Raw genomic sequence first — 24259 nt, 5'->3', positions numbered from 1 at the left:
ACGGGGGCGCCGACGCGGTCAGGCCAGGCGGATCTGGTCGCCGTCGACCTTGATCTCCTTGGCCGCGAGCGGCTTGGTGGCCGGGCCGCCCTTCACCGAGCCGTCGGTGATGGAGAACCGGCTGTTGTGGCAGGTGCAGTTGATCGTGCCGCCGTCGACGTTCGACACCGGGCAGCGCTGGTGCGTGCAGATCGGGTCGAACGCCTTGAACTGGCCGGCCTCGGGCTGCGTGATCACCACGCCCTGGCTGGCGAAGACGGCGCCGCCACCGACCGGGATGTCCGAGGTGCGGGCCACGGCGTTGCTGCCGGCGCGGTCGCCGCCGCCGGCATCCCCGGTGGCGGTGGCACCGGGCGGGCCGCCGCTGGTCGGGGCGAGCCCGGGTGACGCGTCGTCGTCGCTGCCGCAGCCCGCGAGCACCACTGCCGCCCCCACCGCGCCGGCTCCGGCGAGCAGGGTACGGCGGCTCTGGGTGACCGGTCGGGTCAGCGCCTGATCATCACTCATCTCCGGCCTTTCTCTCGACTTACTGCGGAACACGCACAAGCTTGCGGCACGGTTCATATTGACGCGTCAACGAACCGGGCGCCGCGGTGGAGGACGCCGGTCAGCGCGCACCGGCGGGCACCTTGCGGGCCCGCTGCTTGGCGCTGCCGTTGGCCTTCGCCGCCCGGGTGGTGGCGGCCTTGGCGCCCTTGGCCTTGCCGTCGAGCTTGAGGATCGGCCGCAGGAACTCCCCGGTGTGGCTCTCCGGCACCTCGGCGACCTCCTCCGGCGTGCCGGTGGCGAGCACGGTGCCGCCCCGGTGGCCACCCTCGGGGCCCATGTCGATGAGCCAGTCGGCTGTCTTGATCACGTCGAGGTTGTGCTCGATGGTGATGACCGTGTTGCCCTTGTCGACAAGGCCCTCCAGCACCATCAGCAGCTTGCGGATGTCCTCGAAGTGCAGGCCGGTGGTGGGCTCGTCGAGCACGTAGACGGTGCGGCCGGTGGAGCGCTTCTGGAGCTCGGAGGCGAGCTTGACGCGCTGCGCCTCACCGCCGGACAGCGTCGGCGCGGGCTGGCCGAGCCGGACGTAGCCGAGGCCGACGTCGACGAGCGTCCTGAGGTGCCGGTGGATGGCCGGGATGGCGGAGAAGAACTCGGCCGCCTCCTCGATCGGCATGTCCAGCACCTCGGCGACCGTCTTGCCCTTGTAGTGCACCTCAAGGGTCTCGCGGTTGTAGCGCGCGCCCTTGCACACCTCGCAGGGGACGTAGACGTCCGGCAGGAAGTTCATCTCGATCTTGATGGTGCCGTCGCCGGAGCACGCCTCGCAGCGCCCGCCCTTGACGTTGAACGAGAACCGGCCCGGGCCGTACCCCCGGACCTTGGCCTCGGTGGTCTCGGCGAAGAGCTTGCGGACGTGGTCCCAGACCCCGGTGTAGGTCGCGGGGTTGGAGCGCGGGGTCCGCCCGATCGGTGACTGGTCCACGCCGACGACCTTGTCCACGTGCTCCAGGCCGGTGACCCGGGTGTGCCGGCCGGGCACCAGCCGGGCGCCGTTGATCTGGTTGGCCAGCACGGCGTAGAGGATGTCGTTCACCAGCGTCGACTTGCCCGAGCCGCTGACCCCGGTGACCGCGATGAGCTGGCCGAGCGGGAAGCTCACGGTGAGGTTGCGCAGGTTGTGCTCGCGTGCGCCGTGCACCACCAGCTCCCGGCCGGGCGTCTGGGGCCGGCGGGTGGCGGGCGTCGGGATGACCTTGCGGCCGGCCAGGTACGCCCCGGTGACCGACTCGGTGTTGTCGAGCAGCGCCGGCACCGACCCGCTGTGCACGATCTTGCCGCCGTGCTCGCCCGCGCCCGGGCCGATGTCGACGATCCAGTCGGCGACGCGGATGGTGTCCTCGTCGTGCTCGACCACGATCAGCGTGTTGCCCAGGCCGCGCAGCCGCAGCAGCGTCTCGATGAGCCGGTGGTTGTCCCGCTGGTGCAGGCCGATCGACGGCTCGTCGAGCACGTAGAGCACGCCGACCAGGCCGGAGCCGATCTGGGTGGCCAGCCGGATGCGCTGGGCCTCGCCGCCGGAGAGCGTGCCGGCCGGGCGGTCCAGCGAGAGGTAGTCCAGGCCGACGTCGAGCAGGAACTTCAGCCGGGCGTTGATCTCCTTGAGCACCCGCTCGGCGATCATCTTCTGCCGGTCGGTCAGCTCGATGCCGGCGAGCAGGTCGGCCGCCTCGCCGACGGAGAGGTTGCAGACCTCGGCGATGCTCTTACCGGCCAGGGTGACCGCGAGCACCTCGGGCTTGAGCCGGGTGCCGCCGCAGGCCGCGCAGGGCACGTCCCGCATGTAGCCCTCGTACTTGTCCCGGGACCACTCCGACTCGGTGTCGGTGTGCCGGCGCTCGATCCACTGCACCACGCCCTCGAAACCGGTGTAGTAGGAGCGCTCGCGGCCGTACTTGTTGCGGTAGCGCACGTGCACCTGGTCGTCGGAGCCGTGCAGGATCGTCTTCTGCGCCCGCGACGGCAGCGCCCGCCACGGCGTGTCGATGTCGAAGTGCTCGGCCTCGCCGAGCGCCTCCAGCAGCCGCAGGAAGTATTCGAGGTTGTGCCCGGTGGCCCAGGGCTGGATCGCGCCCTCGCGCAGCGTGCGCTCCGGGTCGGGGATGACCAGCTCCGGGTCCACCTCCTTCTTCGTGCCCAGGCCGGTGCACTCGGGACAGGCGCCGTACGGGGCGTTGAAGGAGAAGACCCGGGGTTCCAGGTCCTCGATCGCGAGCGGGTGGTCGTTCGGGCAGGCCAGGTGCTCGGAGTAGCGGCGCTCCCGGGCCGGGTCGTCCTCGGGCAGGTCGACGAAGTCGAGCAGCACCAGGCCGCCGGAGAGGCCGAGCGCGGCCTCGACCGAGTCGGTAAGCCGCTGCTTGGCGCTCGGCTTGACGCTGAGCCGGTCGATCACCACCTCGATGGTGTGCTTCTCCTGCTTCTTGAGCTTCGGCGGCTCGGTCAGCGGGTGCACCACGCCGTCGACCCGGGCACGGGCGTAGCCCTTGGCCTGGAGTTCGGCGAACAGGTCGACGTACTCGCCCTTGCGGCCGCGCACCACGGGCGCGAGCACCATGAACCGGGTGCCCTCGGCCATGGCCAGGACCCGGTCGACGATCTGCTGCGGGCTCTGCTTGGAGATCCGCTCGCCGCAGATCGGGCAGTGCGGCTCGCCGATGCGGGCGAAGAGCAGGCGGAGGTAGTCGTAGACCTCGGTGATGGTGCCGACGGTGGAGCGCGGGTTGCGCGAGGTGGACTTCTGGTCGATGGAGACGGCGGGACTGAGGCCCTCGATGAAGTCGACGTCGGGCTTGTCCATCTGGCCGAGGAACTGCCGGGCGTACGACGACAGCGACTCGACGTAGCGGCGCTGCCCCTCGGCGAAGATGGTGTCGAACGCCAGGCTCGACTTGCCCGAACCGGAGAGCCCGGTGAAGACGATCAGGGCGTCCCGGGGCAGGTCGAGACTGACGTCACGCAGGTTGTGCTCGCGCGCGCCACGGATGATCAGTCGGTCGGCCACGGTGCGTGTGCTCCCGGAAGAAGAATATGAGGCGGATCTGTGCACCAGACGCCGGGTCTGGATGGTTTTCACAGGTTGTCGGGGGCGCAGAGAAAACGCCCCGGCAACTCTAGCCCCGACGTATGACAACTTCCGTCGTGCGAACATTCCCCCAGCTCAGGACGGTCGGGTGCGAATCACGCAGCCCCACCCGACCGGCCCGGGCCGGCTCAGAATCCCCCTGGTGCGGGCGGGGTCGCCGGACGCCCGGTGCGTCGCCGCCCACCCCGCCGGCCGCCCCGCCGTTCGGCCGCGAGCCGGGCCGCGCGCCGGCCGCTCTCGTACTCGATCTCCCGCTGGAGCCGGCGCCAGCTCTCCCAGCGGCGCACCGGCAGCGCGCCGTCGTCCAGCGCGGCCCGCACCGCGCAGCCCGGCTCGGCGTCGTGGGCGCAGTCGCCGTACCGGCAGCCGGCGGCCAGCGCGGTGATGTCGGCGAACGCCCGGTCGAGGCCGGTCGCGCCGTCGAGCAGGCCGACCGCCCGTACGCCCGGGGTGTCCAGCACCGCTCCCCCACCCGGCAGCGGCACCAGCGACCGCCAGGTGGTGGTGTGCCGGCCCTTGCCGTCGACCCGGCGGATCGCCTGGGTGCGCATCACATCGGCCCCGGCCAGCGCGTTGACCAGGCTCGACTTGCCGGCCCCGGAGGGGCCGAGCAGGCCGAGCGTGCGGCCCGGGGCGACGTGCCGGCGCAGCGGCGCCAGGCCGGTGCCGTGCTCGGCGCTGACCGGCAGCACCGGCACCCCCGGCGCGAGGTCGGCCAGCTGCCGGGCGACCGCCGCCGGGTCGGCGGCCAGGTCCGCCTTGGTGAGCACGACCAGCGGCTCCGCGCCGGACTCGTGCACCAGGGACAGCAGCCGTTCGATCCGCGCGGCGTCCGGCTCCGGGTGCACCGGCTCGACCACCGCCGCGGCGTCGAGGTTGGCGGCCAGCACCTGGCCGCTGGCGTCCTTGCCGGCGGTACGCCGCACCAGCGCGGTACGCCGGGGCAGCACCGCCTCCACCGTGACCGGGCCGTCCGGCCAGGCGCACAGCAGCACCCAGTCACCCGCGCAGGGCAGCGCGGTCGCGTCGCGGGCGGCGGCGGACAGCACGCCGCCGCCGAGGCTGGCCCGCACCGGCCCCTGCGGGCACAGCACGGTGCAGACGCCCCGGTCCACCCGGGCGACCCGCCCGGGAGTACGGCCGGAGCGACGGTCGAGATGGGCCGCCCAGCCGGCGTCCCAGCCGAGGGCGGTCAGATCGAGAGTCATGGTGTCCTCATCGGTGTCGAGGGGAGATACGGCGGAACACACGCGTTGCGACCGGCATGCGCACCACCTCCCCTCCGACTCCCGGTGCCGCGTAGACGACGGCACGGACCAGGCGGTCCGAGGTCGTCGGCCCTGACGGTAGGGGCCGCGCCGACGCGCCGAAAGCGATTTCCCCGGCGGCACGGCCCGGTCCGGCCCGCTACTGTCGAACCGTGAGAACGCGATGACCGCCGACCCCCTGCTGCTGACCGGTGCGCTGGCCGAGGCGAACGACCGGCTGCTGCGTACCGTGTCCGGTCTGACCGCCGAGGACGTCGCGGCACCGTCGCTGCTGCCGGGCTGGTCCCGCGCGCACGTGCTCACCCACCTGGCCCGCAACGCCGACGGGTTCGTCAACCTGCTCACCTCCGCGCGCACCGGCGAGGACATCCCGATGTACGCCTCGGCGCAGGCCCGCGCCGACGACATCGACGCGGGCGCGAGCCGCGGCCCGGCCGACCTGCTGGACGACGTACGCCGCAGCGGCCAGCGCTTCGACGCGGCGGTGGCGGCGATGCCCGTCGACGCCTGGGGCGCCACGGTGCGGACCCGGCGTGGCCCGTGGCCGGCGGCGATGCTGGTCTGGGGCCGGTTGCGCGAGGTCGAGGTGCACCACGTCGACCTGGCCGCCGGTTACCGGCCCGCGGAGTGGCCGGAGGCGTTCGCCCAGCGGCTGCTGCACGAGGTGGTCACCGGGCTGGCCGCCAACCCGGCCGCGCCGTCCATGGTGCTGCGCTTCGACGGCGCCGCGTCCGAACTCGTCGTGGGCGACCCGGAGGGGGCGCCCACGGTCACCGGCCCCGCGCCGGAACTCGCCGCCTGGCTGACCGGCCGGGGCGCGGGCGAGATGCTCACCGTCGAACCCGACGGCCCCCTGCCGAACCCACCGGAATGGATCTGAACATCGTCATGACCTACACCGGAGACGTCACGCCCGGCGGCCCGCCGGCCGTACGCGAGCTCGACCGGCTCACCGTCACCAAGCTGTCGGTGGGCCCGATGGACAACAACGCCTATCTGCTGCGCTGCGGGGCCACCGGCGAGCAGGTGCTGATCGACGCCGCGAACGAGGCGCCTCGCCTGCTGGAGCTGGTCGGCGACGGCGGGCTGGCCGCCGTGGTGACCACCCACCAGCACATGGACCACTGGGTCGCGCTGGAGGAGGTGGTGGCCAAGACCGGTGCGCGCGCGCTGGTGCACGCCGACGACGCCGAGGGCCTGCCCATCGAGGCCGAGCGGCTCGCCGAGGGCGACACGGTGCCGGTCGGTGACTGCGCGCTGGAGGTCATCCACCTGCGCGGGCACACGCCGGGTTCGATCGCGCTGCTCTACCGCGACCCGGCCGGCACCCCGCATCTCTTCACCGGGGACTCGCTGTTTCCCGGTGGTGTGGGCAACACCGACCAGGACCCGGAGCGCTTCGGCCATCTCATCGACGACGTCGAGGCCAAGCTCTTCGACCGGCTGCCGGACGACACCTGGTTCTACCCCGGCCACGGCAAGGACAGCACCATCGGCGCCGAGCGGCCCGCGCTGCCGCAGTGGCGCGCCCGCGGCTGGTGAGCACGCCCGGCCCGGCCTCCCCCGTGGCGGCCGGGCCGGGCGCGGTCAGCCGGTGACCGCCCGCAACCGTCGCCGGGTGGCGAGCAGCACCGGGCCGGCCAGCAGCAGCCCGACCGCCATGGTCAGCACGGTGGGGTTGAGCGCCGCGGGCAACAAGCCCGTCAGCGCCCGCGCGGCCAGCCCCAGCGCCACGTAGAGCCCGGCCCACGCGGTCGCCCCGGCCGCCGCGCAGGCCAGGAACCGCCGGTACGACATCCGCAGCCCGCCGGCGGCCAGCGGCAGCAACGCGTTGAACACCGGCAGGAACGGCGCCACCAGCACGATCCGGCCGCCGCCGCGGTGCAGCAGCGTCTCGGCGGCGGCCCAGCGGGACTCGCCGATCCAGCCGCCCACCCGGCTGTCCCGCAGCCACCCGCCCCAGCGCCGGCCGGCGAGGAAACTCAGCGACCACCCGGCCAGGCAGCCGGCGACCACCGCCGCGACGGTGAGCGCTCCGCCGGCCGGGCGGCCCGCGCCGACCGCCGCGAGGACCGCGGCGTCGCCGGGCACCAGCACCCCGATCAGGGGTACGGCGTCAGCGAGCATGACCACGCCGAGCAGCCCCATCAGCAGGGTGGTGGGCAGCTCACCGGCGGCGGCCACGAGTTCGTTCATGAGCTGCACGCTATGTCCCGGCGGCACGCCGGCACATGGGGCATGAACCCCCAGTGGTCCCCGACACCCGACCCGGAGATCCCTGAGGGTCAGCGGGGGCGCAGCACCTGCACCCGGCGTACCGGGGAGTCGACAAAGGGTTCGGTGGTCGGCACCAGGTAGCTGGCCACCGGTTCCAGCCCGTCCGGCGGCAGGTGGCCCCGGTCCGGGTCGCCGACCAGCACCTGCACCCCGTGCGCGGCGCAGCGCCGCAGGTAGGGCAGGACCCGGGCGGCCAGGCCCGCGTCGTAGAGCGCGTCGCCGGCCACCAGCAGGTCGGCGTCCGCCACCCCGTCGAGCAGGTCGGCGCCGTCGACGCTCACCCGGACCCGGTTGGCGCGGGCGTTGACCGTGACGGCGGCCACCGCGTACGGGTCGATGTCGTTGGCGACCACCTCGTCGGCCCCGGCGAGCGCGGCGGCGATGGCGACCAGCCCCGATCCGGCGCCCAGGTCGAGCACCCGTCGCCCGGCGGCCAGCTCGGGATGGTCCAGCAGGTGCCGGGCCAGCGCCTGGCCACCGGCCCAGACCGACGCCCAGTACGGCGGCGGCAGCGACCGCCCGGCGGCGGCCTCCATCCGGGCCCACCACAGGATGGCGTCCTCGGCCAGGTGCAGGCGCACCTCGGGGACGAACGGCGTGCCGACCAGGCGCAGGCGGTCCGGGCCCGCGCCGGGCGCCGCGATCTCCTGTTCCAGGTCGGCCAGAGCCGTCTGCGTGCTCATCGGGGCAAGCATGCCGCGCCCCGCCCGGCGGTGGGGTCTTTTTCCCGCCGCGCGCGTATTCACGGGCGCGCCGCGCGCTTCCGGCAGCGGAATGCCGTCCGGGCGGTTACTGTCGGGGGTGGTAGAGGGCGATCATCGGTCGAGGGACAGGTGCTCGCCCGCATTGAACAGGGAGAGACGCATGGCAACCGGCACGGTCAAGTGGTTCAACTCGGAAAAGGGCTTCGGCTTCATCGAGCAGGACGGCGGAGGCCCGGACGTGTTCGTCCACTACTCGGCCATTCAGAGCAATGGCTACCGCGAGCTGAACGAGGGCCAGAAGGTCGAGTTCGAGGTGACGCAGGGCCAGAAGGGCCCGCAGGCGGACAACGTCCGTCCCATGTAGTGACGTGCCGGTGACGGCGGTCGGAACCCGACCGCCGTCGCAGCGCATCATCAGGACGGCGCGACCGGCAGGTCGCGCCGTTTCCGTAGTGGCCCGGCCAGCAGGATCAGCGGGGTCAGCGCCAGCCAGGCGGTCATCGCCCGGATCGCGCCGCCCGGCCCCCAGGCCGCGCCCAGCGCCCCGGCGAGCAGCGCGGCCAGCGGAATGGTGCCGTAGTTGAGCAGGTGCATGCTCACAGTCACCCGGCCGAGCAGCCGGTGCGGCGTGTACGTCTGCCGGAAGCTGCCCTTCACCACGTTGCCGATCGCCACGCCCAGGCTCACCAGTACGCCGCCGAGCACCAGCCACGCCGTACGCGCGCCGGGCCCGGCCAGTGGGATGAGCAGCGCGGGCGGGCCGGTCAGGGCGCCGGCGACCAGCAGTGTGCGGGCACTGCCGAGCCGGCGGGCCAGGCGCGCGGCGAGCGCGGCGCCGATCACGCCGCCGAGGCTGGCGAGCCCGATCAGGAGGCCGACGAGGCCCGCCGGAAGGTCGGCCGTCCGGACCAGGAACACCACGAGCACCGCCTGGTAGCCGGTGAGCCCGATGTTGCTCGCCGCCCCGAACACCGTCAGGACCCGCAGGTACGGGTCGCGGGCGACGAATCGCAGCCCGGCGGCGACCTCGCGGCGCAGCGACGTCGACCCGTCCGGACGGTGCGGTCGGGGCTCGACCGCGCGGATGCGCCGCAGGCACAGCGCGGACAGCAGGAAGCTGAACGCGTCCACTGCCACAGCGGTCACCGCGCCGACCAGCTGGGCGACGAGACCGGCCAGTCCCGGCCCGACCAGGTAGCTCGCCGTCTGCGTGGCGTGCAGCCGCGCGTTGGCCTCGGGCACCTGCGCCGGACGCAACAGCGTGGGCAGGTAGACCTGGTCGGCGGTCTCGAAGAAGACCCGGGCCAGGCCGGCGCCGAGCGCCACGATCAGCAGATGCCCGACGGTGAGCAGTCCGGCCAGGGCGGCCACCGGCACGCTCGCGAACAGCGCCGCTGCGGCGAGGTCGGCGGCGATCATCACCGGGCGGCGGCGGACCCGGTCGACCCACGCCCCGACCGGCAGGCCGGCGAGCAGCCAGGGCAGCCAGGCGGCGGCGGTGAGCACCGCCACCTGGAAGGTGGTCGCGTCGAGCACCGCGACCGCCACCAGTGGCAGCGCCACTGTGGTCATGTTGCTGCCCACGGCGCTGACCGTGTGACCGGTCCAGAGCAGCCGGAAGTCGTGGTGCCGGAACAGCGGGCCGGGTGCGGCGTCGACCGGCCCTGAGGTGTGCGCGGGGGCGGTCACGACCGCCGCCCCGCTGCGGCGGTCACGGCCGGCCCGGAACGCCGTGGGCGAACACGAAGACCGGCTCGCGGCGCTGCCCGTCGTCCGGCACCGGCCGGTCGGCCCACCGGGCGAACAGCGCGATCACCTCACGGCCGAGCGTGTCCAGCTCCTCCGGGGTCAGGTGCAGCCAGTGGTCGGTGCTGAACGGCGCGTCGATCCAGGCGGCGTACGTCTCGTCCGACGCGGCATGCCAGGCCCGTACCAGTTCGGCGTGCCGCTCCAGGTTGAGCGAGCCGGCGGCCTCGACGACGACCCGGGTGGACGGGTCGTCGCCGAAGTCGGACTCGGACCAGCGCACGCCCCGGTTGCGCGGCTTCCACCAGCGTTCCCGGCGGTCCCGGGCCAGCTCGGGCGCCTCGACCAGCAGGTCGGCGGCGGCGAGCACCTTGAGGTGGTGGCTCACGTTCGCCGGTGCCTGGTCGGTGCGCTCGGCGAGCATGCCGACGGTGCACGGGCCGTACACCTTCAGCACGTCCATGAGCCGGCGGCGCAGCGGATGGGCGAGCGCGGCGAGCACTCGCGAGTCGGTGATCTGCCGGACGGAGGGCTGTTCCATGCGGCGAGCCTGGCATCCGCAAGAACCATTGCGCAACACATATTGCGGATTACGAGGAACCGGGGCGCCGCGATGTGACGGTCGCGGCGCCGGACGGTCAGGCGGTCAGCCGCCGGGACAGCTCGTCGGCGACGTCCCGGGCGATCTGCGGCGGGATGGCCTCGGCGATCTTCTCCGGCGGCAGCCCGGCCAGCACCCCGGAGACGATCTGCTCTTCGTCGGTGAAGTCCTTGCCGGACAGCTCGTTCACCTGCGCCACCAGCGCCGGCCAGGCCCGCAGCATCGCCAGCATCTGCTGCAACGGCGAGTTCGCCATGGGCGGGTTGACCAGCCCGGTGGTGTTGGCCGGCGAGATGAGCCAGTTGCGCAGGTTCTGCAGGTCGGCCAGGACGTCGCCGACGGTACGGTTCTTGGCTCCGGTGTCGTTGATGAGCTTGTCGGTCTGTTCCATGTCGTCCTCCGGGTTCGCGATGGCGATCATCCCGATCGCGGTCAGGTAGCGGCGGAACAGCGGGGTCTGGTCCCGGCCCGCCTTCGTGGAGTCGCGGAAGAAGCTGAAGTGGGTGTGGAACAGGTGGCTGCTGTCGCCGCCGGTGCGCCGTCCCAGCCGGTCCCAGCGGCGTACGGTCCGCCCGTCCGGGGAGTAGACGATCTCCCGGATGTCCCGGGTGTCGGCCGCGTTCGCCACGCACTGCGCCACCATCCAGGTGGAGAACGTCCGCAGGTTGTGCGTACCGCCGCCGGAGCGGACGGAGAACGTGCCGACGTCCAGCGCCGACGCGTAGAGCGTGAGCCCGGACCGGTCCCGGCTGGACTCCACCACGGAGTAGTCGTTCGTGACGACCCGGTCGGAGCCGCAGTGGTAGCCGCCGCGGTGGTTGACGTCGCCGACGATGCCGACCTCCGCCGGCTCCAGGTCGTCGGCGCGTACGGCGTTCTTGTCGACGTTGAGGTAGGTGAGTAACAGATTCCGGACGGCCAGCAGGTTCGCCGGGGCCGACGTCATGGCAGATCCCCTTCCGATCGATGACCGGCGAGGACACGACAATCACACCGCGCGATGACATGAGATCCGCGGACGCGCCCCGCCGGAGAACTGCACGGCACCGGGCACTTGCTCCGAGCTTAACCGCGGTTAGGCAGAAATGCCCAGCTCAGGGGCGCTTTTTGAACTATCAGCCCGCTGTGGACGGTGCCGGCACGAGCGGCAGCACCAGCGCCGAGGGATGCTCGCGATCGTGGAGGATCTCCCGCCATCCAGCACGGAGGGTCACGGCGGTGCCGAGCGGCTCGCCGGTGCCGGGGTTGCGCGCGTACCGGGGGTGGGCGCCGCCGGAGACCTGCACCCGCAGCCGGTGCCCGGGCGCGAAGCGGTACGCGGCCGGCCAGAGCGGGACCGGCACGGTGACCACGCCGGACGCATCCCCCGGGAACCGGCCCGGCTCGACGCGCACCAGGCCGTCGCAGACGTTCCACGAGCGCCCGCGCCGGTCCACGTCGCACAGACGCACGAACACGTCCAGGTACGACAGTTCGCTGCGCAGGTGGATCTCGGCGCGTACCGGCCCGGCCACCTCGACCGGCTCCCGCAACGGCTCGCTGGTGTACGTGAGCACGTCCGGGCGTGCCTCCACCGGCCGGTTGTCCACCGGGCCGGCCCGCTGGGCCACCAGCAGCGGCCCGCCCAGCGACGGGGTCGGGTCGGCCGGGTCGTACCGGATGCGGTCCGGTGTGCCGTGCTCCTGCGGTTGCGGGGCGAGCCCGCCACCGGACCGCAGGTACCACCGGACCGGCGTGGCGGGCGGCGGCCAGTCCGGCAGGTCGCGCCAGCCGCCGCCGACGCCGCCGACGTGCACCCGCACCGGCGCCCGCTGTGGCGCGGGCCGCCCGGCCAGGTGCGCGTCGAGCCAGTCCAGCCCCTCCCGCAGCGACGCCAGGAGCAGCCCGGGACTGCCGTGCGTCCACGGCCCGACGACGAGGCGGGGACGCGCCCCGGCGGCCCGCAGGCGGGCGAAGTCGTCGAGCTGGGCGGGCAGGAAGATGTCCTGCCAGCCGCTGACCATGACGACCGGCGCGCGGACCTCGGTGATCCGGTCGCCGAAGACCCGGGTACGCCAGTAGTCGGCGCCGGGGGTGTGGTGGCGCAGCCACTCCTGGAAGAACGGCACCGTCACGCCGGTGGCGATCCGGTCGGCCTCGGCCAGCGGCAGGTGCGTCAGGGCGCGGGCGAGCCGGGGCTGGCCGCGTTTGAGTTCCCACTGCCGGGCCAGCCAGGGCACCGTCTGCGCCTCGATCAGCTCGGCCCAGGTGAGCACCGTGTCCAGGGCGAACGACCCGCCCGCGTACGTGGAGTCGCGGGTGGCCGACGCGGTCACCACGGCGACCATCGCGCGCAGTTCCCCGCCCGCCTCGGCGGCGAGCGCCCACTGCACGAAACCCTGGTAGCTGGCGCCGAACATGCCGAACGCGCCGGTCCACCACCGCTGGCGGCGCAGCCAGTCGAGCGTGTCCAGGCCGTCGTCGCGCTCGTGCACGAACGGCGCGAACTCGCCGCCGGAGCCGAACGTGCCGCGGCACGACTGGATCACCACGTGGAAGCCCCGCTCGGCGATCAGGCGGCCCAGCAGCCGGACCGGCCCGCCCCGCCCGTACGGGGTGCGGATCAGCACGCACGGCGCGGCGGGCAGGTCGGGCGCGTAGTGGTCGGTGCGCAGCGTCACTCCGTCGCGTACCCGCACCGGGATGTCCCGGCGGACCGCGACCCGCCCGGTGCGGGCGGCGGGCAGTCGCAGCGCCGCGGCGGCGGCCCGGGTGACCAGCCGCACGGTCAGGCGTCCCCGGACCCGGCGCCGCGGCGCGGGGCGGCGCGGATCTCGTCCCGGTGGGTACGCATGGAGTGCACCATCTCGGCCATGAACCGCCGCACCACGGCCAGCTCGTCGTCGCTGAAGCGGTCCATCACCTCGTCGGTACGGCGGCCGAGCGGCCCGAAGAAGCTCTGCGCCAGCGTGGCGCCCCGGTCGGCGTAGTGCAGCAGGATCTTGCGTCGGTCGGTGGTGTCCCGGTCGCGCCGGATGTGGCCGCCGCGCTCGAGCCGGTCGACGAGCGCGGTCACCGAGCCGGAGGAGAGGTTGAGCGCCTCGCCGAGCCGGCCGGGAGTGATCGGGTCGCCCACCAGCTCGGCCTCCATGACCGCGATCAGGGCGTACAGGTCGGTGGCGTTGAGCCCGTGCAGCCCGGCGAACGCGTGCCCGATGTGCTGGGCGTCGACCGAGTAACGGCGCAGGTCGTTTGTGATCTCGGCGACCATCCGACCGCGCGGGTCGTCGCGTCGCCGATACATCCTGTGCGCCGCCACCGCTCGTCGCCTCCCCTGTCCGAACCGGTTCGGTTGCAGCATAGAGCCACCCCGGATAATCTCGCTTATCAAGATACTCGCTCAGAGAGAATCCTCCGCGACCAATATGTGAGGGCATCCGATGTCACTGTTCTCCCGCGTCGTCCGGGGCCGGCTCGCCGCCTGGCTCACCCTGGCCGTCGCGCTCGTCGTCGGCGTGGTCGCCTTCGGGCTGCCGAAGCCGGACAACCCCGACCCGGTGTCCGGCACCGGCCTGTCCGTGGAATGGCAGTCGACGCAGGTCGAACGGCTCCAGGACCAGTTGCCCTCCAAGGACGCCCAGACCGCCCTCGTGGTGGTCAGCCGCGCCGACCAGGCACCGCTGAGCGGCACGGACCGCAGCACGCTCGACGGCATCGCCGGCGAGCTGAACTCGCTCGCCGCCGGCGGGCGGGTCTCCCCCGCCCAGGTCTCCCCCGACGGCACCGTGGCGCTGGTCGCGGTGCCGCTGTCCACCGAGGGCGGCCCGTCGGCGGTGGTCGACGAGGTGGAGAAGCTCCGCGAGGCGGTCGGTGACCTGCCCGGCGAGCTGACCGTCGAGGTCACCGGCGGCCCGGCGTTCACCGCCGACCTGGGCAAGGTCTTCGAGGGCGCCGACACCACGCTGCTGCTGTTCACCGCCGCCGTGGTGGCGGTGCTGCTGCTCATCACCTACCGCAGCCCGTTCCTGTGGCTGGTGCCGCTGCTCGTGGTGGGCGCCACCGAGCAGATCACGCTGCGCGTGGTGGAGTCCCTCGTCCCCGCGTTCGGCATCTACCTGCCCAGCGGGCAGGTGACGGGCATCGCCAGCGTGCTGGTCTTCGGCGCCGCCACCAACTACGCGCTGCTGCTCATCGCCCGCTACCGGGAGGAACTGCGCCGCGAGGAGGACCGGTTCGCCGCCATGCGCGCCGCGCTGCGCCGTACCGCCGAGCCGATCCTGGCCAGCGGCAGCACCGTCGTCCTCGGCGTGCTCACGCTGCTGCTCTCCGAGCAGGAGACCAACCGGGCGCTGGCCCTGGCCTGCGCCACCGGCGTGATCCTCGCCATGCTCTCCGCGCTGTTCGTGCTTCCGGCCGCGCTGCTGCTGTTCGGCCGGGGCCTGTTCTGGCCGTTCATCCCCCGGGTCGGCAGCGCCGCCCGCGAGGGCCGGATCTGGGGCCGCCTCGGCGAGCTGGTGGTCCGCCGCCCGCTGCCGGTCGCCGCGCTCGCCGTCCTGCTGCTCGCCGGCCTCGCACTCGGCGGCCTGGGCATCCGTACCGGGCTGTCCGAGACCGAGCAGTTCAGCGAGAAGCCCGAGGCGGTCGCCGGGGCGGAGACGCTCGCCCGGGCCTTCCCGGCCGGCAGCACCCAGCCGGTCGCGGTCATCACCAACCCACAGGCCGCCCCGGCGGTCCTCGCCGCCGCCTCCGACGTCGACGGGGTCGCCTCGGCCCGCCCCGGCACCGCCGGGGACCGGGTCGCCCAGATCGACGTGGTGCTCACCGCCGAGCCGGGCAGCGCCGCCTCCGACCGGGCCGTGGTGGCGCTGCGCGACGCCGTGGCCGCCGTACCGGATTCGGCGCCGCCCGCTGTGGACGGAGCGGACGCCCCCGACGGCGCGCTGGTCGGTGGTTCGGTGGCCGCCACGTACGACTCGAACGAGGCGAACACCAAGGACCTCCAGCTGATCCTGCCGCTCATCCTGCTGCTGGTCGGCGCGGTGCTGGTGCTGCTGCTGCGCGGGATCCTGGCGCCGCTGCTGCTGGTGCTCACCGTCATCGGCTCGTTCTTCGCCAGCCTCGGCGCGGCCTGGCTGCTCTTCGACCACGTGCTGGACTTCCCGGCGCTGGACAGCGGGGTGCTGCTGCTCGCGTTCGTGTTCCTGGTGGCGCTCGGCGTCGACTACAACATCTTCCTGGTCACCCGGGCCCGGGAGGACGCGCGGCGCAGCGGCACCCGCGACGGCATGCTGTCCGCGCTGCGCGTCACCGGCGGCGTGATCACCAGTGCGGGTGTGCTGCTCGCGGCGGTGTTCGCGGTGCTCGGCGTGCTGCCGCTGATCACGCTCACCCAGATCGGCATCATCGTCTGCCTCGGCGTGCTGCTGGACACGCTGCTGGTCCGTACCGTGCTGGTGCCGGCGCTGGCGTTCCTGCTCGGCGACCGGTTCTGGTGGCCCGGGCGGATCGCCCGGGACGCCGACGCGCCCGCCGTGGCGCCGGCCGAGCCGGTTCCCGCACGGGACTGAGCCGAACAGACGGGCGGGGGCCGGGCGCGTACGCGCCCGGCCCTCGCCCGTTCGTCCGCCCGCTTCTAGAAGCTCAGGCACTCGCACTCGGTCATCAGCGCCCGCACGTTGCGCACGTACTGCGGGTTGGGGATGGCCAGCGGCTGATCCTCACGCGCCACCGCCCCGTGCCCGTAGTTGTAGGCCGCGATCACGGCGTTGAGCAGGCAGGAGTTCAGCTCGGCAGTGCACAGCGAGGCGTCCAGCCGGTAGTCGGACTCGAAGTACATGTCGCCGATGTACTTGGTGAGCCAGGCCAGGTAGGTGCCGCCCAGGTAGGCGTTGTCCCGGTAGGCGTCGATGTCGTACGACTGGCCGAACCGCTGGTTCATCCACTCCGCCGTGGCCGGCATGACCTGCATCAGCCCGACCCCGCCGTCACAGGCGACGATGTTCGACTGCCACCCGCTCTCCTGCCAGGCGGTGGCCTTCAACAGCGCCGGCGGGATGCGGATGTCCGGCGCCGAGGTCGGCCAGTAGGTGCGCGCCGCGGCGTCGGCGAGCGCCGCCTTCACCTGGCTCTGGCTGGCCTTGGTGCCCCGGTAGCTCGGCTTGCAGCCGTTCTCCACCGGCTTCGGCGGCGCCGGCGGCACCTGGGTCTCGGTCGGCGGCTTCGGCCGGGCCAGGGGTGCGGTCGACGTACGTGACGGCTTGACCCGCGGCTTCGCGCTCGCCGACGCGCTCGGGCTGGGCCGGCCGCCCATCGCCGCCACCGCCGGTGGTTCCTCACTCGGCGCGTCGGCCGGCGCCGCCTGCGGCTCGTCGACCGGCACCTCCGTGCTGGGCAGCGCCACGGCTACCTCACGGACCGGCCGTTCCCCCTCGCCGCACGCCGTCAGCGTGCCCGCCGCCAGCAGCGCCACCACTGCCACGGCCCACCGGCCGAATCCTCGCCGCATCGGACCTCCCCGTCGTCCTCGTCGGCGCACCCTAACAAGGATCGACAGGTCCGCGGGGTACCCGAAACGCGGACCGGCGGCGCCGGGGCCGGGGCGGCGGCTCCGCCACCGCGCCGGCCGGCCGCTCGCCCGGGTCCCCGTCGGCGGACGACTCCTCCCGGTCCGCGCCGGCCGGCCGCCCGTCCGGGTCCGCGTCGGGCCGCCGCTCGTCCGCGTCCGCCAGGCGGTCCCGGGTCGCCCACGCCACCACGAACACGGTGGTCCAGGCGAGGCCCAGCAGGACCGCGGTGACGGTGCCGCTCGCCGTGCTGAAGCCCAGATAGAGCCGCGCGCCGGTGACCGTGACCACGCCCGCCGACGCGACGGTCCACACCGCCGCGCCCACCGGCCACCGGGCGCCCCGCGACAGCAGCCAGGCGAGCGTGCCGAAGCTCGCCGTCACCACCGCGTTCTGCGTCGGGAACAGGTCACCGGGACGGTCCGGGCCGCCCGGGCCGGTCAGGTCCGCGACCACCACGAGCAACACCAGCGGCACGGCCGCGCCGACAGTGCCCAGCACCCCGAGCGGGTCGGCCCGCCACGCCCGCCCGCGCCGCGCCACCACCACGGCCACCACCGCCACCGCGGCGATCAGCACCCAGCCCCGCAGCACCGACACCGCGAGCAAGGCCGTGTCGACCACCCCAGGGGTACGCCGGGCGGCGAACCAGTCGGCGGCCAGCCCGTCGAGCACACCCAGCCCGCTGTGCGCGACGACCGCCTCCAGCAGCACCGCCACGGCCAGCCCGGCGACGAACAGCAGCGCCAGCCCCAGCGCCAGGTTGATCAGCAGCGTCCAGGCCGGGCCGACGCGCATGGCGACCAGGAAGAACAGCACCCCGTACCGGGCTCGCAGCCAGCGCAGCGGCGGCAGCGCGGCGGCCCGCGCCGCCAGCGCGCGTACCGGGTCCGGGTTGCGTCCCAGCCAGCGGCCGGCCAGCACCACGGCGAGCAGGCACAGCAGCAGGACGAGCACCGCCCCGGTGGCCCGGCCGAGCAGCTTCGACACCCGCTCGTACGACTCACCGGCCAGGTAACCGGCCAGCACCGAGGCACCGACCCAGCTCGCCACCCCGGCCAGGTTCCACGGCGCGAACCGCCGGTACGGCATCCCGGCCGACCCGGCCAGCCGGGGCGCCAGCGTGCGGGCGAACGCGATCCAGCGGGCGGCCAGCACACCCCGGCCGCCGAGGCGTTCCAGCAGCGAGTCGGCCCGCCGCCACCGGTGCGCCCCGATCCGGGCGCCCACTCCCGAGGCGCGCAGACGCGGCCCGTACCGGCGTCCCGCCCGCCACGCGAGTGTGTCTCCGATCACGGCGGCGGCGGTCATCGCCACCAGCACGGGCGCGAGGCGCAGCGTCCCCGCGTACGCTAGGAAGCCGACCAGAAGCAGGGTCGCCTCGCCGGGCATCAGCAGCCCGACGATCACCGCGGTCTCCGCCGCGACGATCGCCGCGGCGGCCACGTAGATCAGCAGGGGCGGCAGCTCCTGCAGCCAGCTCAGCAGGTCAGGCATCGGGCACCCCGCACGGGTGTCAGCATGCCAGTCGCTGGAACGGTCGGCACAGCACTTTCGACGCAGATCCGGGCGATCTCGGGGTGACCCCGAGGCGTGCCCGGGCAACCGCAGACAGGAGTATGGAGGGTATGCAGCTACGCACCGACCTCCGCAACGTCGCCATCATCGCCCACGTCGACCACGGCAAGACGACCCTGGTCGACGCCATGTTGCGGCAGGCCGGCGCCTACGGCGCCCGTGGTGAGAACACCGAGCGGGTCATGGACTCGATGGACCTCGAGCGCGAGAAGGGCATCACCATCCTCGCCAAGAACACCGGCGTGCGGTACCTGCCGGCGGACGGCTCGGAGCCCGTCACCATCAACATCATCGACACCCCCGGCCACGCCGACTTCGGCGGCGAGGTCGAGCGGGGCCTGACCATGGTCGACGGTGTGGTGTTGCTCGTCGACGCCAGCGAGGGCCCCCTGCCGCAGACCCGGTTCGTGCTCCGCAAGGCGCTGCGCGCCCGGCTGCCGATCATCCTGGTGATCAACAAGGTGGACCGTCCGGACGCCCGGATCAAGGAGGTCGTGGACGACACCTACGAGCTGTTCCTCGACCTGGACGCCGATGAGGAGCAGATCGACTTCCCGATCGTCTACGCCTGCGCCCGCGACGGCATCGCCTCGCTGACCCAGCCCGCCGACGGCGCGGTGCCGGACGACAGCAGCAGCCTGGAGCCGCTGTTCCGCACGCTGCTCGACACCATCCCCGCGCCCGCGTACGACGAGGGCGCGCCGCTGCAGGCGCACGTCACCAACCTCGACGCCTCGCCGTTCCTGGGCCGGCTCGCGCTGTGCCGGGTCCGCCAGGGCACCATCAGCAAGGGCCAGAGCGTGGCCTGGTGCCGCACCGACGGCAGCACCCAGCGGGTACGCATCTCCGAGCTGCTGATGACCGAGGGCCTGGAGCGCAAGCCCGCCGAGTCCGCCGGACCGGGCGACATCATCGCCGTCGCCGGCATCCCGGAGATCATGATCGGTGAGACGCTCGCCGACGCCGAGAACCCGGTGCCGCTGCCGCTGATCACCGTGGACGAGCCGGCCATCTCGATGACCATCGGCACCAACACCTCGCCGCTCGTCGGCCGGGTCAAGGGCGCGAAGGTCACCGCCCGGATGGTCAAGGACCGGCTCGACAAGGAGCTCATCGGCAACGTCTCGCTGCGGGTGCTGCCCACCGAGCGGCCGGACGCCTGGGAGGTGCAGGGCCGCGGCGAGCTGGCCCTGGCCATCCTGGTCGAGCAGATGCGCCGCGAGTCCTTCGAGCTCACCGTCGGCAAGCCGCAGGTCGTCACCCGGGAGATCGACGGGAAGACCTGCGAGCCGGTCGAGCGGCTGACCATCGACGCCCCGGAGGAGTACCTCGGCGCCATCACCCAGCTCCTGGCCACCCGCAAGGGCCGGATGGAGCAGCTGGTCAACCACGGCACCGGCTGGATCCGGATGGAGTGGCTGGTCCCGGCGCGCGGCCTGATCGGCTTCCGCACCGAGTTCCTCACCGAGACCCGCGGCACCGGCATCCTGCACCACGTCTTCGAGTCGTACGAGCCGTGGTTCGGCGAGCTGCGCACCCGCAACAACGGTTCGCTGGTCGCCGACCGGGCCGGTTCGGTCACCGCGTTCGCCATGACCAACCTCCAGGAGCGCGGCCAGCTCTTCGTCGAGCCGGGCACCGAGGTGTACGAGGGCATGATCGTCGGCGAGAACTCCCGCTCCGACGACATGGACGTCAACATCACCAAGGAGAAGAAGCTCACCAACATGCGCTCGTCGACCGCCGACGAGACCGAGAAGCTGATCCCGCCGCGCAAGCTGTCCCTGGAGCAGGCCCTGGAGTTCTGCCGCGAGGACGAGTGCGTCGAGGTCACCCCGGCCGCGGTGCGCATCCGCAAGGTGGTGCTGGACCAGACCCAGCGTGGCCGGATGGCCGCCCGCCGCAAGCACGCCGGCTGACCTCAGCCCGTCACCAGCACCACCCGGAGCCCGGCCCGCCCTACGGCGGACCGGGCTCCGCCCTTTCCCGCTCCCCCGCTCCCGCCGCACCCGCTCGCCACCACCGCCCCCACAAGTCGGCACGCCGGCGCTAGCTCGCCGCGGGGCGAGACACGGCGCGCAGGGTGGGAGGGCGGCGCGACTTCCACGTCGGTGGAATGTGCATCTCAAGGACGGCCGCGAGGCGACAGGACCAACTCGGCATGCGCAAAGGGCACGAGACGCCGGAACGGGCAACAGGCACGGGCTGAGGGACGAGCGCAGACGCCGCAACGAGCAACGGGCACGAGACGCCGGGACCAACACGAGACGCCGGAAGCAGCACCGACGCGGGACGGCGGCGGAGTCAGCGGGGCTTGGTGGCCTCCAGGGCCAGGACGTCGGGGACGGGTCCGGAGCCGGACTCGACCACCCGGGCCAGCCGCAGGCCGGCGTCCGTCACGGCGCCCAGCAGGCCGGCCAGGGGCAGGTGCCAGGCGCCGACCCGGGCGCGGACGCCGACCGAGTTCCAGGACCGGAGCGTGTGCTCCCGGGAGGCGTACCCGCCGTCGATCACGATCCGCTCCGGCTCGGACCGGTCGGCGAACGCGCCGACGAAACACGGGTGCACGCCGACGTGCACCAGCCGCCCGCCGGGTGCCAGCACGCGTGCCGCCTCGGCGATCGCCGCCGGATAGTCCGGCATGTCGGTGTGCGCCAGCACGCAGACCACCGCCGGTACGGCACCGGTGGCCAGCGGCAACGCTGTGGCGTCGGCACGGGCCACCGGCAGCCGGGCGCGGGCGTGGCGCAACTGCCCGCCGGACAGGTCCACCCCGACCGGCGTCCATCCGAGACGGCGCAGCTCGGCCGCGTGCGCGCCGGTGCCGCAGCACAGGTCCACACAGCGCCCCGGGCCGTCGCCCAGCAGGCCGGCCAGCACCGACCGGACGCGGTGCATGTAGACCGACGAGGTCTCGCTGGCGTACTCCTCGTACCAGTCGGCGATGCCGTCGTACAACGGGGTCGTCATCTCCGTACGCTAGCCCCGCCCCCACGGCCACCGCTGCCCCGCGAGCGCCGGGAAGATCGGCTACGGTGCGGGCATGACCTGGCAGGACGAGCTCGACGCGCACCTGGACAAGGTGCCCGGCACCGTCTCCGCGTACGTGTGCCGCCCCGGCGCGCGGCAGGCGTGGGCGCGGCGGGCCGACACCACCCACTACGCGGCGAGCACCATGAAGCTGGCGGTGCTGGTGGCGCTGTTCCGCGCCGCCGAGGCCGGCCGGCTCGACCTGGACGCGCCGGTGCCGGTGCGTAACTCGTTCGACTCCGCGCTGCCGGGGGCACCCCGCTTCGCCAACGACCGCGACTACGACAACGACGAGGCGGTCTGGGACCGCGTCGGCGGCGAGGCGCCGCTGCGCTGGCTCGCCGAACGGATGATCGTCCGGTCCAGCAACCTGGCCACGAACATCTGCATCGGCCAGGTGGGGCTGCCCGCCGTGGCGCAGGCGTGGGCGCTCGCCGGAGCCCGGCACAGCGTCACCGGCCGCGGCATCGAGGACTTCGCCGCCCGCGACTCGGGCGTCGACAACCTGGTCACCGCCGCTGACCTGGCCGCCCTGCTCGGCGAGCTGGCGCTCGGCGCGACCCGGCCGGGTCCGCTCGCCTCGCCGGCCGCCTGCGCCGCCATGCTCGACGTGCTCGTCGCGCAGGAACACCGCGAGGACCTGGCCGCCGGGCTGCCCGACGGCACCCGCATCGCGCACAAGAACGGCTGGGTACGCGGCGTGCGCCACGGCGCGGGCGTGGTGTTCCCGGACGACGCGCCGCCGTACACGATCGTCGTCTGCACCACCACCGACCTGGCCGACGGCGGCGCGGACGGCGACGAGGCCGAGGACGACGCGTGCCGGCTGATCGCGCACGTCTCCGCGCGGGTCTGGGCCGCGCGGCACGACCTGGCCGGCTGACCCGCTACTCCAGCAGCCGCTCGCGCAGCGCCGCGCGGTGCGCGTCGGTCACCCCCAGACCGTCGCGCAGGTACGCGTCGAACGAGCCGTGCGCGCGGCGCACCTCGTCGTAGGCGGCGTCCAGGTACTCCGGGCGCACCTCCAGCAGCGGCCGGGCCACCGCCGGGTCGAGGTCCGGCCGGCGCTGGACCATCGCGGACAGCAGCACCTCGCGCAGGCTCTCGGTCAGCTCGTTGTGCACCAGGTAGTCGGCGCGGATCGCCTCCTCCTGGACGCCCAGCACGGTCAGCAGCACCACCGACAGCCAGCCGGTGCGGTCCTTGCCGGCCGAGCAGTGGAACAGCAGCGGCAGGTTCGCGCCCTCGGCGGCGAGCCGCACCGCCGCGCCGAACCCGGCCCGCGCCGACTCCCCGGTGACGAACCAGCGGTAGATCGCCGTCATCGCCCCCGGCATGCCCTCGCGGGCCAGCGCCGCGTACGCGTCCAGGTCGTGGCCCTGCAACACTGCCGAGACGTACGTGAACACCGGGTGCGCCGCGTCGTAGACCGGCAGGTGCACGGTGCGGGGCTCGCCCACGAGCCGGTCCGGCGGGGCCACCGCCTGCTCGTGCGCGTCACGCAGGTCCACCACGCAGGCCGGGCCGAGCTTGCCCAGCACCGGCAGGTCCTCGTCGGTGAGCCGGCCCAGCGCGGGCGTGCGGATGAGCCGCCCCGCGCGCACCCGACGTCCATCGACCGTCGGCAGTCCACCCAGGTCACGCGCGTTCGGCGCGCCCACCAGCTCCCATTCCCGCCCGGACATCGGCCCTCCCCTGCTCGCCGCCAGTTGGCTATAGGGTGCCCCACATGACGATCGCCGCGGTACGCACCCACCGCCTTTCGGCCCCCTTACACACGCCGTTCGTCACCGCGCTGCGCCGTACCACCACCGTGGACACGCTGGTCGTGGAGGTCATCGACAGCGACGGCCGACCGGGTTTCGGGGAGGCGCCGCAGGTCTGGCAGGTCACCGGCGCGTCGGTGGCGGGCGCCGAGGCGTGCGTACGCGAACTGCTCGCGCCGCTGTTGATCGGCCGCGACGCCGACGACCTCCAGGCGGCCTGCGCGCTGGTGCGCGGTGCCGTGGTGGGCAACGAGTCGGCGAAGGCGGCGCTCGACGTGGCGCTGCACGACCTGGCCGCGCGGCGGCTCGGCGTACCCCTGGTGCGTCTGCTCGGAGGCACGGCGCTGCGCGTGCCGACCGACGTCACGCTGGCCGCCGGTGACGCGGTCGACCTGGCCGCGACGGCGGCCCGGCGCGGGGCCGAGGGATTCACGGTGCTCAAGCTCAAGGTCGGCACCGACGCCCGCGGCGACCTGGACCGGGTCCGCGCGGTGCGCGCGGCGGTGGGCCCGGACGTGCGGATCCGGCTGGACGCCAACCAGGGCTGGACGCCCCGGGAGGCGGTCCGGGTGATCCGCGCGATCGAGGACGCGGGACTCGACGTGGAGCTGGTCGAGCAGCCGGTGCACCGCCGTGACCTGGACGGGCTGGCCTGGGTCAGCGACCGGGTCGACCTGCCGGTGCTGGCCGACGAGTCCGTCTTCGACGTGCGTGACCTGGTCGAGGTGATCCGGCGCCGGGCGGCCGACATGGTCAATGTGAAGCTGGCCAAGTGCGGCGGCCTGCAACCGGCGCGCACGCTGCTCGACCTGGCCGCCGCGCACGGCATGGGCACCATCGTCGGCTCGATGATGGAGGGCCCGGTGGGGGTCGGCGCCGCGGCCAGCCTGGTCGCCGCCTACGGCACCACGGCCGTGTCGGACCTCGACGCCGCCTGGTGGCTGGCCTGGTCGCCGGTCACCGGTGGCATCCGGTACGAGGACGCGAGCGTGCTGCTGCCCGACGCGCCGGGTCTGGGCGTCACCGGACTGCGTGAAGCTAAAATTCAGACAGTTGGTTGAGCAACGTCAGAATTTTTCATATGGTCGCCCCGACGACCACCGGAGAGAGGGGTAC

Annotated in this window: 21 protein-coding genes; 7 read left to right on the top strand and 14 right to left on the bottom strand. The window is 73.6% G+C overall.

The features are described from left to right. Nucleotides 1-18: 18 nt before the first annotated feature. The 3 genes from AB0D28_RS01485 to rsgA all read right to left on the bottom strand — a co-directional run bounded on the left by AB0D28_RS01485 (nt 19) and on the right by rsgA (nt 4839). A complete protein-coding gene (locus AB0D28_RS01485; RefSeq protein ID WP_357381009.1) occupies nt 19-507 on the bottom strand; it encodes a Rieske (2Fe-2S) protein in 489 nt (162 codons plus the stop codon). Nucleotides 508-607: 100 nt separating this feature from the next. Further along, nucleotides 608-3550, bottom strand: a complete 2943-nt coding sequence (gene uvrA, locus AB0D28_RS01480; RefSeq protein ID WP_357381007.1) for an excinuclease ABC subunit UvrA — start codon at nt 3548-3550, stop codon at nt 608-610. A gap of 209 nt (nt 3551-3759) precedes the next feature. Next, nucleotides 3760-4839, bottom strand: a complete 1080-nt coding sequence (rsgA, locus tag AB0D28_RS01475) for a ribosome small subunit-dependent GTPase A (protein WP_357381005.1) — start codon at nt 4837-4839, stop codon at nt 3760-3762. 223 nt (nt 4840-5062) lie between these two features. Here rsgA and AB0D28_RS01470 point away from each other — a divergent pair, with 223 nt between their 5' ends. Further along, nucleotides 5063-5779 carry a maleylpyruvate isomerase family mycothiol-dependent enzyme gene (locus AB0D28_RS01470; RefSeq protein WP_357381002.1) on the top strand — a complete coding sequence of 239 codons (717 nt, stop codon included), beginning with the start codon at nt 5063-5065 and terminating at the stop codon, nt 5777-5779. Between the two features lie 8 nt (nt 5780-5787). Beyond that, nucleotides 5788-6441, top strand: a complete 654-nt coding sequence (locus tag AB0D28_RS01465) for an MBL fold metallo-hydrolase (protein ID WP_357381001.1) — start codon at nt 5788-5790, stop codon at nt 6439-6441. 45 nt (nt 6442-6486) lie between these two features. Here the strand turns inward: AB0D28_RS01465 and AB0D28_RS01460 are convergent, their stop codons facing one another. Further along, nucleotides 6487-7095, bottom strand: a complete 609-nt coding sequence (locus tag AB0D28_RS01460; protein ID WP_357380998.1) for a VTT domain-containing protein — start codon at nt 7093-7095, stop codon at nt 6487-6489. 89 nt (nt 7096-7184) lie between these two features. Further along, nucleotides 7185-7859, bottom strand: a complete 675-nt coding sequence (locus tag AB0D28_RS01455) for a 50S ribosomal protein L11 methyltransferase (protein WP_357380996.1) — start codon at nt 7857-7859, stop codon at nt 7185-7187. 181 nt (nt 7860-8040) lie between these two features. Between AB0D28_RS01455 and AB0D28_RS01450 the strand changes: the two genes are divergently transcribed. After that, nucleotides 8041-8244, top strand: coding sequence for a cold-shock protein (locus AB0D28_RS01450; protein ID WP_184686822.1), 204 nt, complete (start codon nt 8041-8043; stop codon nt 8242-8244). 50 nt (nt 8245-8294) lie between these two features. Here AB0D28_RS01450 and AB0D28_RS01445 read toward each other — a convergent pair whose 3' ends face one another. The 5 genes from AB0D28_RS01445 to AB0D28_RS01425 all read right to left on the bottom strand — a co-directional run bounded on the left by AB0D28_RS01445 (nt 8295) and on the right by AB0D28_RS01425 (nt 13510). Beyond that, nucleotides 8295-9569 (bottom strand): MFS transporter, encoded by a 1275-nt coding sequence (locus AB0D28_RS01445; protein ID WP_357380994.1) that lies wholly within the window; start codon nt 9567-9569, stop codon nt 8295-8297. Nucleotides 9570-9591: 22 nt separating this feature from the next. Continuing rightward, complete coding sequence (locus AB0D28_RS01440) at nt 9592-10167, bottom strand: metalloregulator ArsR/SmtB family transcription factor (protein ID WP_357380992.1); 576 nt, start codon at nt 10165-10167, stop codon at nt 9592-9594. Nucleotides 10168-10264: 97 nt separating this feature from the next. After that, the gene (locus AB0D28_RS01435) at nt 10265-11173 is read right to left on the bottom strand and encodes a hypothetical protein (RefSeq protein WP_357380990.1); all 909 of its coding nucleotides are present in this window, start codon (nt 11171-11173) and stop codon (nt 10265-10267) included. Between the two features lie 169 nt (nt 11174-11342). Then, nucleotides 11343-12998 (bottom strand): CocE/NonD family hydrolase, encoded by a 1656-nt coding sequence (locus AB0D28_RS01430; protein ID WP_357381180.1) that lies wholly within the window; start codon nt 12996-12998, stop codon nt 11343-11345. Continuing rightward, a complete protein-coding gene (locus AB0D28_RS01425) occupies nt 12995-13510 on the bottom strand; it encodes a MarR family transcriptional regulator (protein WP_357381178.1) in 516 nt (171 codons plus the stop codon). Before AB0D28_RS01425 ends, AB0D28_RS01430 begins: the two co-directional genes overlap by 4 nt. Nucleotides 13511-13646: 136 nt before the next feature. Here AB0D28_RS01425 and AB0D28_RS01420 point away from each other — a divergent pair, with 136 nt between their 5' ends. Then, nucleotides 13647-15773 carry an MMPL family transporter gene (locus AB0D28_RS01420; protein WP_357380988.1) on the top strand — a complete coding sequence of 709 codons (2127 nt, stop codon included), beginning with the start codon at nt 13647-13649 and terminating at the stop codon, nt 15771-15773. Nucleotides 15774-15838: 65 nt separating this feature from the next. On the opposite strand, the gene AB0D28_RS01415 is transcribed toward AB0D28_RS01420, so the two are convergent. Together AB0D28_RS01415 and AB0D28_RS01410 are read right to left on the bottom strand one after the other, a co-directional pair. Then, nucleotides 15839-16711, bottom strand: coding sequence for a transglycosylase SLT domain-containing protein (locus AB0D28_RS01415; protein WP_357380986.1), 873 nt, complete (start codon nt 16709-16711; stop codon nt 15839-15841). Nucleotides 16712-16742: 31 nt separating this feature from the next. After that, nucleotides 16743-18266 (bottom strand): DedA family protein, encoded by a 1524-nt coding sequence (locus AB0D28_RS01410; protein ID WP_357380984.1) that lies wholly within the window; start codon nt 18264-18266, stop codon nt 16743-16745. 131 nt (nt 18267-18397) lie between these two features. Between AB0D28_RS01410 and typA the strand changes: the two genes are divergently transcribed. After that, nucleotides 18398-20266, top strand: coding sequence for a translational GTPase TypA (gene typA / locus AB0D28_RS01405; RefSeq protein WP_357380982.1), 1869 nt, complete (start codon nt 18398-18400; stop codon nt 20264-20266). A gap of 385 nt (nt 20267-20651) precedes the next feature. Here typA and AB0D28_RS01400 read toward each other — a convergent pair whose 3' ends face one another. Continuing rightward, a complete protein-coding gene (locus tag AB0D28_RS01400) occupies nt 20652-21317 on the bottom strand; it encodes a class I SAM-dependent methyltransferase (RefSeq protein ID WP_357380979.1) in 666 nt (221 codons plus the stop codon). Between the two features lie 73 nt (nt 21318-21390). Between AB0D28_RS01400 and AB0D28_RS01395 the strand changes: the two genes are divergently transcribed. Beyond that, nucleotides 21391-22260, top strand: a complete 870-nt coding sequence (locus AB0D28_RS01395) for a serine hydrolase (protein ID WP_357380977.1) — start codon at nt 21391-21393, stop codon at nt 22258-22260. 4 nt (nt 22261-22264) lie between these two features. Here AB0D28_RS01395 and AB0D28_RS01390 read toward each other — a convergent pair whose 3' ends face one another. Next, a complete protein-coding gene (locus tag AB0D28_RS01390) occupies nt 22265-23062 on the bottom strand; it encodes a tyrosine-protein phosphatase (protein WP_357380975.1) in 798 nt (265 codons plus the stop codon). 44 nt (nt 23063-23106) lie between these two features. Between AB0D28_RS01390 and AB0D28_RS01385 the strand changes: the two genes are divergently transcribed. Next, entirely contained in the window at nt 23107-24204 is a 1098-nt protein-coding gene (locus tag AB0D28_RS01385) for a dipeptide epimerase (RefSeq protein ID WP_357380973.1), read from the top strand. Nucleotides 24205-24259: the final 55 nt, after the last annotated feature.

Source organism: Micromonospora sp. NPDC048169 (assembly GCF_040652815.1).
In the GTDB taxonomy this organism is placed as follows: Bacteria; Actinomycetota; Actinomycetes; order Mycobacteriales; family Micromonosporaceae; genus Micromonospora.
This window is presented reverse-complemented; position numbering and strand designations above follow the sequence as displayed.

What these genes read in the sequence shown, in the direction of transcription:
- AB0D28_RS01485 (WP_357381009.1), bottom strand. Translation starts at nt 507, where the DNA reads ATGAGTGATGATCAGGCGCTGACCCGACCGGTCACCCAGAGCCGCCGT.
- rsgA (WP_357381005.1), bottom strand. Translation starts at nt 4,839, where the DNA reads ATGACTCTCGATCTGACCGCCCTCGGCTGGGACGCCGGCTGGGCGGCC.
- AB0D28_RS01470 (WP_357381002.1), top strand. Translation starts at nt 5,063, where the DNA reads ATGACCGCCGACCCCCTGCTGCTGACCGGTGCGCTGGCCGAGGCGAAC.
- AB0D28_RS01465 (WP_357381001.1), top strand. Translation starts at nt 5,788, where the DNA reads ATGACCTACACCGGAGACGTCACGCCCGGCGGCCCGCCGGCCGTACGC.
- AB0D28_RS01460 (WP_357380998.1), bottom strand. Translation starts at nt 7,095, where the DNA reads ATGAACGAACTCGTGGCCGCCGCCGGTGAGCTGCCCACCACCCTGCTG.
- AB0D28_RS01455 (WP_357380996.1), bottom strand. Translation starts at nt 7,859, where the DNA reads ATGAGCACGCAGACGGCTCTGGCCGACCTGGAACAGGAGATCGCGGCG.
- AB0D28_RS01450 (WP_184686822.1), top strand. Translation starts at nt 8,041, where the DNA reads ATGGCAACCGGCACGGTCAAGTGGTTCAACTCGGAAAAGGGCTTCGGC.
- AB0D28_RS01440 (WP_357380992.1), bottom strand. Translation starts at nt 10,167, where the DNA reads ATGGAACAGCCCTCCGTCCGGCAGATCACCGACTCGCGAGTGCTCGCC.
- AB0D28_RS01435 (WP_357380990.1), bottom strand. Translation starts at nt 11,173, where the DNA reads ATGACGTCGGCCCCGGCGAACCTGCTGGCCGTCCGGAATCTGTTACTC.
- AB0D28_RS01425 (WP_357381178.1), bottom strand. Translation starts at nt 13,510, where the DNA reads ATGTATCGGCGACGCGACGACCCGCGCGGTCGGATGGTCGCCGAGATC.
- AB0D28_RS01420 (WP_357380988.1), top strand. Translation starts at nt 13,647, where the DNA reads ATGTCACTGTTCTCCCGCGTCGTCCGGGGCCGGCTCGCCGCCTGGCTC.
- AB0D28_RS01415 (WP_357380986.1), bottom strand. Translation starts at nt 16,711, where the DNA reads ATGCGGCGAGGATTCGGCCGGTGGGCCGTGGCAGTGGTGGCGCTGCTG.
- AB0D28_RS01410 (WP_357380984.1), bottom strand. Translation starts at nt 18,266, where the DNA reads ATGCCTGACCTGCTGAGCTGGCTGCAGGAGCTGCCGCCCCTGCTGATC.
- typA (WP_357380982.1), top strand. Translation starts at nt 18,398, where the DNA reads ATGCAGCTACGCACCGACCTCCGCAACGTCGCCATCATCGCCCACGTC.
- AB0D28_RS01400 (WP_357380979.1), bottom strand. Translation starts at nt 21,317, where the DNA reads ATGACGACCCCGTTGTACGACGGCATCGCCGACTGGTACGAGGAGTAC.
- AB0D28_RS01395 (WP_357380977.1), top strand. Translation starts at nt 21,391, where the DNA reads ATGACCTGGCAGGACGAGCTCGACGCGCACCTGGACAAGGTGCCCGGC.
- AB0D28_RS01390 (WP_357380975.1), bottom strand. Translation starts at nt 23,062, where the DNA reads ATGTCCGGGCGGGAATGGGAGCTGGTGGGCGCGCCGAACGCGCGTGAC.
- AB0D28_RS01385 (WP_357380973.1), top strand. Translation starts at nt 23,107, where the DNA reads ATGACGATCGCCGCGGTACGCACCCACCGCCTTTCGGCCCCCTTACAC.